This window comes from Tannerella serpentiformis, from assembly GCF_003033925.1.
Lineage (GTDB): Bacteria > Bacteroidota > Bacteroidia > Bacteroidales > Tannerellaceae > Tannerella > Tannerella serpentiformis.
Genome location: NZ_CP028365.1, coordinates 82,688 through 95,610 on the forward strand (window position 1 = coordinate 82,688; position 12,923 = coordinate 95,610).

The following is a 12,923-nucleotide window of genomic DNA, read 5'->3' on the forward strand; positions in this document are numbered from 1 at the left end:
AAAGAAAGATGAAGCCGAACCACTCCCCCCTCCTCCCCCTTTTTTTCTTTGTTCTTCTGCTCAGCGCATCCTGCTCCACGACGAAAATGCTTCCTCCGGGCGAAGTGCTCTACACCGGCATCGAGCGCATCGTAGTCAACGACCCCGCCAATCAGCGCCACCGCGGCGCGGACGAGGTGATGGGCAAGGTGGAAGAGGCTCTGGCCTATGCGCCGAATAACGCCCTCCTAGGCAGTTCCACCACACGCACGCCGCTGCCTATCGGGCTCTGGGTCTATAACGCCCACGTCGGGAAAAAGGGGCGCTTCCACCAGTGGATGTACCGATGGCTCGCGGCGCGGCCGGTGACGCTAACCACCGTAAAGCCCGCCAACCGGGCGCTGGCAGCGCAGAACGTACTCCACGAAAACGGTTTCTTCCGCGGCGCGGCCCGCTATGAGATCATCCCCGACCACAAGGATTCGCTCAAAGCCCGGGTGCGATACCTCGTCACCCTGGGCGAGCCTTACGTGATCGACTCTGTCCGCTTTCGTCGCATGCAAGATCGGAGCGATACCACCATCAAGTGGCGCGACGAAGAGCGTCTGCTTCACCGAGGCGATCTCTTCACCCTCGATCGCCTCGAAGCGGAACGCCAGCGCATCGCCACCATCATGCGTAACAACGGCTATTATTACTTCCGACCGGAGTACATCGAGGTGCAAGCCGACTCGACGAAGGGAGACCACCTCGTAGACCTACGCGTACGTGTCCGGCGCGACATTCCCCGCGACTTCATCCGTAAGCCGTGGTTCTTGGGACGCACAGCCATCCGCCTGATCGGTTACGACGGCGAGGAGCCAACGGATAGCCTCACCTACGGCCCCGTCACCATTCATTACGAGGGCAGGCTGCGCCTCCGCCCCCACGTCCTCTTCAATGCCTTGCGCTATGAGCGTGGCGACCGCTATAGCCTCGCCGCTCAGGAGGAGACGCTGGCGGCGATGAACAAGCTGCGCACCTTCCGCTTTGTGGATATGCAATACACGCCCACCGACACCTCCGCCACGTGCGACACCATGAACCTGCGCATCCGTGCCACCTACGACTATCCGCTCAATAGTCGCCTCGAGGTCAAGGGTACCCTCAACGATAATCACTATGCCGGGCCTGGGTTCAATCTGGCCCTGACCCGGATGAACCTCTTCCGCGGCGGCGAGAATCTCTCCGCCACTGTGTTTGGCTCGTACGAGTGGCAGACGGGTGCGCGCACCGCCGGGCATACGGGGCTGGTGAACAACTACGAGATCGGCGCACGCGGCTCGCTGACCTTCCCCCGCCTCGTCTTACCGAAATTTGGTCACAAAGACCGGGATCTGATCGCTACCACCCGCCTCGAGGCGCAGGCGACAGTCATGAACCGTGCGCGATTCTTCAACCAGCTCAGTTTCAGTGGCAGTCTCTCGTACGACTTCGTTCCCAACCCCATCCGCCGACACACGTTCACGCCGCTACGCCTCACTTACTCGCGGCTCATAGGCACCACGGCCGCCTTTGACAGCATCACCTCAAGAAACCCATCCATTCGCCAGAGCCTTCAGGATCAATTTATTCCCGTCGTAGAGTACACCTACACGCTCGACAACTCCACCGTGCGTGAGGAGCGCAGCAAGACGCGCTGGCATTTTTCGATCGCAGAGGCCGGTAACCTGCTCTCAGCCACTAACCTCCTCTTCGGGCGACGGTGGGACGAGAAGGGCAAGACTGTCTTCAAGAACCCGTATTCGCAGTTCCTGAAGATGACCACTGAGCTTCGCTACAATCATTACATAGATCGCCATCAGCGCCTCGCCTTCCGCATCGGCGGCGGCATCATCTACAGCTACGGCAATGCCTCGGAAGCCCCGTACAGCGAGCAGTTCTACGTCGGCGGCGCCAACAGCATCCGCGCCTTCACCATCCGCAGCGTCGGCCCTGGCCACTTCGCCCCGGATAAGAATGACCCGTACGCCTACATTGATCAGATTGGCGACATCAAGCTGGAGGCCAACGCCGAGTATCGTTTCCGCATCGTGGGCGACCTGGCCGGCGCCGTCTTCCTCGACGTCGGCAACGTGTGGCTGCTGCGCGACGACCCCGCGCGTCCCGGCGGACAGTTCGCGTGGAGACACCTCCTCACCGACCTCGCCACCGGCACCGGCATAGGCTTTCGTTACGACATCAACCTCCTCGTCTTCCGTTTCGACATCGGTTACGCCCTCCACTTCCCCTACGACACCGGTCGGCGCGGCTATCTCAACGCCCCCAACCTACGCGACGCCCTCGGGTTCCACTTAGCCCTCGGCTACCCCTTCTGAATTTTTATCGAGCGAAGGGCGGCTGCGGCCGCCGGCGAAGTTTGCCCCGTCACGTTTTTCGATCCCCTCCAATCGACCATAAGAAAAAACGCCTCCTGCCGGTAGGCTGTAGGGGCGTATTGAATACGCCCCCAAGGCGGGCCCAAAGGGGCCGTTAGGTGCATACCTAACGAAATCGTTCGCCCCGTACCCGGGGCGTTCGGAGGGCGTATGCCATACGCCCCTACCCTGCCGGCAGGAGAAGGCCTTCAATCCCTTGAAACAAATAGGAATCCATACGTACTCCGCCTCCCCTATGCCGGCAAGAATCGGTAAGTCCATGACGTCGGCTGTCCTTCCCCCGTCAGGTTTTTCGATCCACCCCAATCAACCATAAGAAAAAGCGCCTCCGGCCGGTAGGCTGTAGGGGCGTATCGAATACGCCCTCCCGACGGACCCGTAAGGGGCCGTTCGAGGCGTCTTTGGCCGAGTCGTTCGCCTCATGCTGGGAGTTAGGTGCATCTCCAACGAAGTCATTCGCCCCATGCTGGGGCGTTAGGAGGGCGTATTCGATACGCCCCTACCCTACCGGCAGGAGGGGGCAATCATTTCTGTGATCCAATTAGGAATCCATACGTTTTTCACCTTCTCTATACAAGCACGAATCAGTAAGTCCATGCCGCCGGCCAGCTTCCCCGGCCTCGGCAGAGGACTTGATCTTCTTTTGCCTTCTTTTCTTCCATCAAGGGAAGGGCGGCTGCGGCCGCCGGCGAAGTTTGCCCCGTCACGTTTCGGAAACGCCCAGCCTCGAGCCTTGGATCTATTTTTCGATTTTAGTTAGCCATTCCCCCCTACCTTTGCAGCCGTATGAAAGAATTCATTATCACCCAAGAGCAGACCGAGCGCGCCGTCCTGGTGGGGTTAGTCACCCCCGAGCAGAGTGAGGCGCAGGTCAAGGAATACTTAGACGAGCTGGCCTTCCTGGCCGAAACGGCCGGGATTGAGCCTGTCCGACGCTTCACCCAGAAGGCCGACAAGCCGCATGCCGTAACCTTCGTCGGGTCGGGTAAGTTGCAACAGATTGGCGAGTATGTGGCTGAGAACGAGATAGGCATCGTGGTCTTTGACGACGAGCTCTCGGCCAAGCAGCTACGAAATATCGAAAAGGAACTCAAGGTGCGCATCCTGGACCGCACGAATCTCATCCTCGACATCTTTGCCAAGCGCGCGCAGACGGCCCACGCCAAGACGCAAGTCGAGCTGGCGCAGTACCGCTATATGCTTCCCCGTCTGACGCGCCTATGGACGCACCTGGAGCGTCAGCGAGGCGGCGTGGGTATGCGTGGGCCGGGCGAGACGCAGCTCGAAACCGACCGGCGCATCATTCTCGACCGCATCTCCAAGCTCAAACGTGAGCTGGAAGAGATAGACCGGCAGAAGGCCACTCAGCGGCGCAACCGGGGCAAGATGGTCCGCGTGGCGCTCGTAGGTTATACCAACGTGGGCAAGTCGACCCTCATGAACTTGCTTGGTAAAAGCGACGTGTTTGCCGAAAACAAGCTCTTCGCCACCCTCGACACCACCGTGCGCAAGGTGATCATCGACAACCTGCCCTTCCTCCTCTCCGATACGGTGGGCTTCATCCGCAAGTTGCCTACCGAACTCGTCGAGTCGTTCAAGTCCACCCTCGACGAGGTTCGCGAAGCCGATCTTTTGGTGCATGTCGTGGACATTTCCCACCCTACTTTTGAGGAGCAGATCGAAGTCGTAGAGCGCACCCTGGCAGACATCGGTTGCGCCGACAAGCCCATCATCACGGTCTTTAATAAGATCGACGCGTTTTCGTTTGTCCCCAAGGACGAGGATGATCTCACGCCCCGCGAGCGCGAAAACATCCCCCTCTCCGAGCTTCGCGAGACCTGGATGAGCCGTCGCCCCGGCAGCTGCATCTTCATCTCCGCCCGCGATCGGACCAACATCGCCGCCCTCAAGTCGCTCCTCTACGAGCACGTCAAAGCCATCCATATCACCCGTTTCCCCTACAACGATTTTCTCTTTCAGCAGTACGACGGCGAAGGCGAATGAGCTAAGGACGGAAAGCGAAGCGTGAAAGACTGCCGGACGCACACTGCGGATCTCATTCCGCGTGTCGCCCGGCTTTCTTGTCTTGATACGTTTACCCCAGTCCGGGCCATCTGCCCACCTATATAGAATAGGTATAGCCCCGCATGTGGGTACACGAATCCCATCCTCGCCCAAAATAGGATTCTCGAAAACGTATGGAATTCTATTCCCGGCGAGGATTCGATAGCTGTATCCATATTGAATCCAATCCCCGCCGGGTTTTCGGTAGATATGGCCATTTTCATCCAATCCTCGCCGGGTTTTCGGTGGATATGGCCATTTTCGTCCAATCCTCGCCGGGTTTTCGGTGAATATGGCCATATTCATCCAATCCTTGCCGGGTTTTCGATAGATATGGCCATTTTCATCCAATCCTCGCCGGGTTTTCGGTGGATATGGCCATTTTCGTCCAATCCTCGCCGGGTTTTCGATAGATATGGCCATTTTCGTCCAATCCTCGCCGGGTTTTCGATGGATATGGCCATTTTTGTCCAATCCCCGCCGGGTTTTCGGTGAATATGGCCATTTTCATCCAATCCTCGCCGGGTTTTCGGTGGATATGGCCATTTTCATCCAATCCTCGCCGGGTTTTCTGTGAATATGGCCATTTTCATCCAATCCTCGCCGGGTTTTGCGTGCATCCATACAAATTTTAAGAGTTTCTCGCCGAGGTGGGGTTGGTCGCAAAGACATACACCCCAAAATGTATCGGGTTTATCTGTCATTCGCCCCCATGCGGAGGCGTTTGTGGGGCGTATGCCATACGCCCCTACACCAAGACTCGAAAATCTGTCGAGGAAATGGCAGCATGTTTCATGGCGAATCTGATCCTTGACGGGTATAAGATTCATGCTGAAAAAATGAATTACGTATTTATCAAGGCGGAGAATGTATCGCGGCGCGGGAATGAAAAAAAGGCCGAGGAAGAGAGTCTTCCTCGGCCTTTGCGTGTCCCTATCGGTGAGATAAGGAAGCTATGAAAAGTGATGAATCATATCGCGTTCACGAATGCCACCACGGCGTCGCGGTCTGCCTTCGGCAAATGGTAGAACTTTTCGACCGTACGATAGGCATCGCTCTTCTTGCTGTAGGCGTGCCACATGATGGCCTCGATGGTGTTACGCGCGCGACAGTCGTGTAAGCGGTCCTCGCCGCCTGTGTTCACCCGCATGAGTCCGCGACCCCAGAGGGGCGGGGTTCTGCACCACGAGTTAAAGATGTCGTTCGCCATGAACATGCGATGCTGAACAAAGTCGGTGTAAGGATAGATCGTCTGGTGGGGATAGCGCGGCAGCTTGCGATTCTTTACCGGTTTGGGCGAGTAAATGTTATCATCGCTGCCGGTCTTCCACTGCGGGCGGTGGCAATTGGCGCAACCGATCTGCATGAATACCTCCTTGCCGCGCTGCACGGTTTTCGTGTTCAGGTTGCGGGCGCGGGGGATGGAGAGACCGCGATGCCAGACGGCGAAGGCGTAGTAGTTGTCGTCCTCCATCTCGGGCTCGAACTTGTGGATGGGGTTGTCGAACTGGTTGGTCTCAGGCGAGAGGAGGATGCGAATGGCGTTGGAGATGCCTTTCTCCGTCCCGTCGGCGTAATAAGGCGACGCGGGATTGGCTTTGATGCCCGCGACGACGGACGGATTCTCGGCCATGGCCTTAGCCCATTCGTTGGTGGAGCACATCCACGGCAGGTCCGTCCGCGAGACTCCCAGCTCGTCCCAGAGGCCTGCGTCCTCAAGCAAGGCCGCCTCGGTGAGATCGTAATTGAAGCGGCGGACACGCTTCTTTCCGTTGAGCTCGCTGTAACCTTCGGCGGTCAGACGATTCGCTCCCTTGTCCCAGATGACGGGGTTGAGGGCGACGCCATACTTAGCCTCGCGGCGATATTGGGCGATGATGGAGTCGTCCGGGATAGCATCGATGAGTCCGAGACCGGAGAAGCTGAGCGATACCAGCAGCCGCACCTCATAGCCTGAGGGCCGGGGCGAGGTGTTGAATGCGGTCTGGGGAACGGTGACTTCGGGGTAGATGAGTTCGTATTTCTCGCCGTCGGGGAAGGTCATCGGCAGGCCGCTTTCCATCGCCGCCACCGTTTTCCATTCGATCTTGATCTGGTCTGGGTCAACCGGCGGGAGGAAGGGGTGTGCGGCCATCACCTGGGTAAACTTGGTGATGTGCTCGATGGGTTTGCCGTTGTTACTGCCCGGCGCGTCGGGATAATAAACCTGGATGACGTAGCCATTGCCATACTCGGGGCGGAACTGAGTCTGGCGCATACCGTGACCGCCATACTGGATGTGGCAGTCGAAGCAGGTCTTGCGTGAAGCCGCTGGCCCCCAGCCTTTGAATGGCGGCGTGCTGATCGTATACTTTCTCTCGTCAAAAGCCTCGCCCAGGTTGAAGAGCTCTATCAAACCTTGCTCTTCTACGGCGGGTGTCTCGTCGGCATAGGATCCGTTGACGACGTTGTCAGTCGTGCCCAGTTGACCTCCGGGATACCACTCGTCGGCCGAGAAGTTGCCGACGGCTTGACCGACAAAATTGGCGTCGGGGACATTCGGTTCGGGCTCGGGCTTCGGATCATCGCTGCACGCAGCGAAGGACACGAGCCAGAGCGCGGCTAACGCGGAAAGCGTGAGGTTGTGTTTGAGTGTCATACTGAAATTCCTTTTCGTTGTTTGTAGATATAACAGGAAGGGGCATCGGGAAGTGATGGGGCTGAACCCGCCTCCCCGATGCCCCTTTGGGAACTAAGGACGAAAAGCTAAGCGCGAACCGTGGACTCTGCTGACTGTGGCAAGATGGCCTCGGTGGCGTTTTTCGTCTTTCGTTTTTCCGTTACGGATGGGTTACTGTTTCGAGAACCACTCGGCAGCCTTGTTCAGATCTTCATCCAGGGTTTGGATCTTCTTCTGCGCCTCGCCTACGAGCGGATTGGAGATGTTGCTCACAAAGCCACCCTTGAGCTGCGTCTGGCAGTCCTCGAGGGCCTTCAGGGCAGCCTTGAGATCGCTCTCGAGCTTAGAAGCCTGGGCTGCGTCGTACTTCTTCATGAAGGCCATGATCGAGAGGGCCTCATTGCGATTGCCATTGATGCCGCCATAGAGCGAGTTCTGGATACTGATCAAGTTGTCGTGGAAATCGATGAAGGAGCGCTGGCTGTAGGGCGACTCGATGTAATTCTTGTCCTTGCCCGAGTAGGGATTGCCGATCTTGGTGTTGGCCACCTCGTCGCAGATGTTCTCACATCCGGCCTTGAGGATGGTGGTCATGACCTCTTCCCAGGTAGCGTAGCCGCTGCCGGCTTTGGTAGCGCCGAGCAGGTCATCGGTGTACGATTTTCCGTTACGCGAAGACGGGAGTTCGATCTCTTCCACCCGATCCTTGTGAGCCTTGGGCGCGTTGGCGTTCCAAGCCACCTCGAGCTGGTAGCAACGGTCGCGGAGGTCGCCCGCCACAGCCGTGGCGTAAGTCAGCTCCTCGGCGCCTGTCACCTGGGCCTTGATGGCGGTGAAAGCCTCGTTGTCCTCGTTGGCTTGCAGCGCAGCGACGGTGCGGTTCTTGCCGTTGCGGAAGATCACGAATTCGATGCCGTGGAAGCCGAGCAACTCCTGTCCGAGCTTACCGGCCGCGTAGGCGATAGCGTCGTTTTCGTCACCGCCGAGCTTCTCCAGCTGGTACTTGTTGGTCAGGGCGGCAGCCAGACCGTCCACGTCGAGCGGCCAAGTGTCGATGTGCGGATCTACGCCGAAATCGGTAGCGGCACCAAAGAGGAAGGCCTCACTCTGCTCGTAGCTGGAACGAGCCTTGATGAACGTTTTGCAGATCTCGTCCACCTCGGCCTGCGTGAGGCTCTTGGGGTCTTTGAGGAACTTTTCCTTGGCAGCCTTGAGCTTGTCGTAGAGCTCAGAGGTCTCAGCAGCGAGGTTTTTGTAAGTCAGGTTGACCGTGTTATCCACATACTGCTTGGCGATCTGACTCATCTCTTTCTGCTTCTCGGTAAGCCCTTTCTCGATAGGATCATTGTTTTTCTCGCATGAGGAGAATCCCCATGTCAGCATTGCCCCTACGGTGAGGAGCAATGACGTTCTAAGATACTTCTTAATCATGTGTCTATTATTAATGATGAATGCGTGTGTGCGTGTGTAGTACCCTCTCTGGGCTATGCCCTCCGTGGCACGTCTCTCGATGTCGGATCAGAGGAAGAAGCCCTCATAGGCAATTCCGAGGGAGATGGAGGGTTCGTTATTGTATTGCTGCTTGAGCAGACGGGTGGAGTATTCGCCCTTCACCACGATCTGCGGCAGGGGGAAGTAGTTGAAGCCCACGGCCAGGCGTTGCTTGCCGGTGTACTCATACTTCTGCTGATCGCTGGAGGGGATGTAGGAGTTATAGTATTCGTACCGTCCGAAGAGGTAGAATTTCTGGTCGTCAGCGCGCAGCCGAGCCACCTGCGAGAAAATATCGTAGCCCGCTTCAAGGCCTACGGCCACGGCATTCTTGCCGACGGGCGTTTTCTTATAGGGGGCGGAGTTGGCCGTCAGGTTGCGTTTGATGGTGCTGATCGTAGCGGCGTCGCCCACGTAACCGTAGTCGGCGTTACCGCGGACGATCCAGTTGAACCGGTTAAACGCGAAGTCGAACGCACCGATGGCCACGGTGCCTTTCACATTGTCGTAACGCTTCACGTTACCATTGGCGTCCTTCCCCTCGAGATCGTGTGGGAAGGCGTTGTGCATGGCGCGGCCATAGTATCCGCTCAGGCCGATGCGCAGCCCGGGGAAGGCGTAATAGTCAAGTCGGCCGATGAAGCCGTATTTGTTGGCCACCTTAAACTCATAGGGCGATCCGGCGCCGCCACTCACCCAACCTTCGCGATCGAAGAAAAAGGCGTCGAGGCCAGCCACCACTTGCGCCTCATACCGGACGCGTCCCGTGCGGCCCCAGAAGCTGATTCCCGTGTCGTGCCATGTGCAAGGCAGGATCGTGGCCTCGCCTTCGGGACGATAGACGGTGAAGAAATGGAGTGGCTCGTGGTGCGCGTTTGTCATGCCGATGGGCACAACAATATGGCCTGCGCGAATGTTGAAGGCGCGTGAGAAAGACTTCTGGATCCAGAACTGCTCCAGCTCCACCTCGCCGCCTTTCTCGACTTCCATCTCCCACTCGCCGCCCTCGGTAAATTCCTTTTCCTGAGCGCTACCTGTACCGGTGTGTTCGAACTCGATCTCGGAGCCCATCGTCCATCCTTTCCCGAAATTGTAGTTCAGATAGATGACGGCGTGCGGCACATCGAAACGCCCGTGGCTGGGGTCGTTCTTGTACTTGGCGGCATCGCTGTAGCGATACACATTGTCGCTGTAGAAATTGCGGGAATAGGCGATCTCGCCATATCCACCGACGCTCAATCGGTTGCCCAGCACGTGATGTTGCACACTGTCCGAGGCATTCACTTGCGCCTCTACGGGCACGGTGGCGACGCCAGCCATAAGCCCGAGTAATAACCCAATCTTGACCTTATTCATTGTTCTTAATTATATGTCTGCTGCTTCTGCCGAAAGCCCCTTTGGAGTGAAAGGCTTTCGGCGGCAAAAGTAGAGGCGCCTCCAAACCATCACAATCCCAAATATTAGGGATGTAAAAAATCTTTGCGGGGAGCGCGTCGCATCCTTCGCGCCCCCTGGGGGATCAAGCCCGGAAATACCGTGGCGTCCCCGTGCGGCTCTTACCTTTGGCCCGACAAAATGGTATATCAAACGGAAAGAAAGAACATGAAGAAGAGACTTGGTAAGTGGCTTTTGGGCCTGATGGGCTGGCGTGTAGGGCCGGCAGGTAACGAGGTGGCGAAGTGCGTGATCTGCGTAGCGCCACACACGAGCAATATGGATTTCATCATCGGCGAACTGTTTTATCTCGCCATTGGCAAGCAGGCCGCGTTTTTGATGAAAAAGGAATGGTTCGCCTTTCCGCTGGGCCTCTTCTTTCGCGCCCTCGGTGGCGTCCCGATCGATCGCAGTCGCAACACCTCCATGACGGAGCAGATGGCCGCAGAGTTCGCCCGCCGCGACCGTTTCCGCCTAGCCATCACGCCCGAAGGCACACGCAAACGCGTGGACGAATGGAAGCGGGGCTTCTATTACATCGCGCTCAAGGCCGGCGTACCCATCCAGCTGGGATACATCGACTACGGGCGGAAGGAGGTCGGCATTATGGAGACTTTCCGCCCCACCGGCGACGCCGAAGCCGATATCCAATACATCCGCTCGCGCTACGAGGGCATGACCGGTAATCACAGCGAGCGATTCCAATAAACGTCCCCCCACGGCCCTGTTAAGGAACGTGAGTTCGATGTAAGAATAACGCCAGCAGAGAGCTTCTACGGGAGTCACACGATGGCCAAAACGCTTTTAGAAATACTTGCACCGGCGGTACAAGGGCCAAAAAGTGGTTTTTGCGATTTGCACCACCGGTGCAAGGGCCAAAAAGCAATTTTTTCCGTTTGCACCGATGGTGCAAGTGACAAAAAGTGGTTTTTTCTGTTTGCACCACCGGTGCAAGAAACAAAAAGAGGTTTTTGAGGTTTGCACCGCCGGTGCAAGCATTTCCAAAAGCATTTTGGCCTTTACAGCGCACTATGAAAGACATTCTCCAAGGATAAGATACCTCATTCTTACGTCGAACTCACGTTAAGGAGCGTATTTTTCCGACCATTGCACGCCCTGCATTCCCGCCGAAAGACTTATTAATCGAGGAGTTTACTTAAACGAACCTGCTGACTTCCGGCGCCCTTTATCCGGCAACCTACTTTTGCGGCCGTATTAAAAACCAGAAACAATGAAGAAACTATTCCTCCTTGCGGCCGTCGCCCTCCTCAGCCCGACGGCCTCGATCATGGCGCAGGACGACGCGCCGCGCGACACCTCGTATTGGACACACAGCGGTGCCGCCTCGCTGACCTTCGGGCAGACCTCCTTCACCAACTGGGCCGCCGGCGGCGAAAACTCCGTCTCCGTGCTCGCCGCCTTCGCAGGCAAATGGAACTACGCGAAGGATAGATGGATGTGGGACAACTCAGCCGACCTCGGCTACGGCCTCACCTATCAAGGTAGCGACCAGATCAAAAACGACGACCACATCGACCTCGCCACCCGCCTCGGCTACAAGGCCTCAGCCACCTGGGCCTACGCGGCGGAGCTGAACTTCAAGTCGCAATTCAACAAGGGCTACAGCAAGTATCCCGTGACGGACGACGCCGCCTACATCTCCAAATTCATGGCCCCGGGCTACCTGCTCGGATCCATCGGTATGACCTACACCCACCCGCGCGAAGACCTCAAGGTGCTCATCTCGCCCGTGTCTGAAAAGATGACCTTCGTCTCCGACCGCCGCCTCTCCGACGAGGGCGCGTACGGCGTCGAGAAGGGCGACCGCGTGCTGGCCGAGTTCGGCGCCCTGGTCAAGGGCACCTACTCGAAGAAGATCACCGAAAACGTCCTCTTCAACACCGAAGTCCTCCTCACCTCGGCCTACAAAACCTTCGGCAACGTGGACGTGGACTGGAAGATGTCGCTCGACTGGAAGCTCAACAAATACTTCACCTTCAAGGCCAACACCTACCTCCTCTACGACGACGACATCCGCTACGTCGACAAGGACGGCGTGAAGCATGGCCCGCGCGTACAGTTCAAAGAAGTCGTCGGCCTCGGCCTCGGATACATCTTCTAAGAGACCCTCTTAGTCATCTCTCAAGCAGTTATCGAGAAGGCGCTGTGGAACTTGTTTTTCGCAGTGCCTTTCTCTTTTTTTCTTGGCGATTGTACGATACAATCGGCCGAAGCCTGTAGTGGTGATTGTACGATAACGTGAGTTCGACAAAAGAATGAGATACCCTTTTGAGAATGTCATTGATAGCATGCTGTAACGGCCAACAGGTTCTCCGAAGCACTTGCGGGACTCCCCGCAAACGCCAAAGCAAATGCCGGGAGACTTGCGGGACTCCCGCAAACGCCAAAGCAAATGCCGAGAGACTTGCGGAACTCCCCGCAAACGCCAAAGTAAATACCGGGAGACTTGCGGGACTCCCGCAAACGCCAAAGCAAATGCCGAGAGACTTGCGGAACTCCCCGCAAACGCCAAAGTAAATACCGGGAGACTTGCGGGACTCCCGCAAACACCAAAGCAAATGCCGGGAGACCTGCGGGAGTACCCGCAAACGCCAAAGCAAATGCCGGGAGACCTGCGGGAGTACCCGCAAACGCCAAAGCAAATGCCGAGAGACTTGCGGAACTCCCCGCAAACGCCAAAGCAAATGCCGGGAGACCGGCGGGAGTACCCGCAAACGCCCAAAAGTTCTTCGAGGCACTTGCAACAGTGTTGTAGGCATTTCCAAAAGCACTTTGGCAATCGCGCGGATTCTGCGTATAGACTCTCTGCTGACACTATTCTTACACCGAACTCACGTTACAATACAATCAGCCGCAAC

At 57.2% G+C, this 12,923-nt stretch carries 7 protein-coding genes; 4 read left to right on the forward strand and 3 right to left on the reverse strand.

All coding sequences use genetic code 11. The features are described 5' to 3' along the window. Positions 1-8: 8 nt before the first annotated feature. Together tamL and hflX are read left to right on the forward strand one after the other, a co-directional pair. Positions 9-2,336, forward strand: coding sequence for a translocation and assembly module lipoprotein TamL (gene tamL / locus C7123_RS00355; protein WP_069175377.1), 2,328 nt, complete (start codon positions 9-11; stop codon positions 2,334-2,336). An 846-nt stretch (positions 2,337-3,182) separates the two neighbouring features. Next, on the forward strand, positions 3,183-4,400 hold the full coding sequence (gene hflX / locus C7123_RS00365; protein ID WP_037984704.1) for a GTPase HflX: 1,218 nt from the start codon (positions 3,183-3,185) through the stop codon (positions 4,398-4,400). A 1,030-nt stretch (positions 4,401-5,430) separates the two neighbouring features. Here the strand turns inward: hflX and C7123_RS00370 are convergent. The 3 genes from C7123_RS00370 to C7123_RS00380 form a co-directional block, all read right to left on the reverse strand. Beyond that, on the reverse strand, positions 5,431-7,098 hold the full coding sequence (locus tag C7123_RS00370; protein WP_069175379.1) for a di-heme oxidoredictase family protein: 1,668 nt from the start codon (positions 7,096-7,098) through the stop codon (positions 5,431-5,433). Between the two features lie 192 nt (positions 7,099-7,290). Next, positions 7,291-8,550 carry an imelysin family protein gene (locus tag C7123_RS00375; protein ID WP_083206876.1) on the reverse strand — a complete coding sequence of 420 codons (1,260 nt, stop codon included), beginning with the start codon at positions 8,548-8,550 and terminating at the stop codon, positions 7,291-7,293. 87 nt (positions 8,551-8,637) lie between these two features. Next, positions 8,638-9,966 (reverse strand): hypothetical protein, encoded by a 1,329-nt coding sequence (locus C7123_RS00380; RefSeq protein WP_069175380.1) that lies wholly within the window; start codon positions 9,964-9,966, stop codon positions 8,638-8,640. Positions 9,967-10,212: 246 nt separating this feature from the next. On the opposite strand from C7123_RS00380, the gene C7123_RS00385 reads away from it, so the two are divergent. Next, complete coding sequence (locus C7123_RS00385; protein ID WP_069176371.1) at positions 10,213-10,752, forward strand: lysophospholipid acyltransferase family protein; 540 nt, start codon at positions 10,213-10,215, stop codon at positions 10,750-10,752. 523 nt (positions 10,753-11,275) lie between these two features. After that, entirely contained in the window at positions 11,276-12,166 is an 891-nt protein-coding gene (locus C7123_RS00390) for a DUF3078 domain-containing protein (protein WP_037984697.1), read from the forward strand. Positions 12,167-12,923: the final 757 nt, after the last annotated feature.

Coding starts and splice junctions, on each gene's coding strand:
- tamL (WP_069175377.1), top strand. CDS start 9: ATGAAGCCGAACCACTCCCCCCTCCTCCCCCTTTTTTTCTTTGTTCTT.
- hflX (WP_037984704.1), top strand. CDS start 3,183: ATGAAAGAATTCATTATCACCCAAGAGCAGACCGAGCGCGCCGTCCTG.
- C7123_RS00370 (WP_069175379.1), bottom strand. CDS start 7,098: ATGACACTCAAACACAACCTCACGCTTTCCGCGTTAGCCGCGCTCTGG.
- C7123_RS00375 (WP_083206876.1), bottom strand. CDS start 8,550: ATGATTAAGAAGTATCTTAGAACGTCATTGCTCCTCACCGTAGGGGCA.
- C7123_RS00380 (WP_069175380.1), bottom strand. CDS start 9,966: ATGAATAAGGTCAAGATTGGGTTATTACTCGGGCTTATGGCTGGCGTC.
- C7123_RS00385 (WP_069176371.1), top strand. CDS start 10,213: ATGAAGAAGAGACTTGGTAAGTGGCTTTTGGGCCTGATGGGCTGGCGT.
- C7123_RS00390 (WP_037984697.1), top strand. CDS start 11,276: ATGAAGAAACTATTCCTCCTTGCGGCCGTCGCCCTCCTCAGCCCGACG.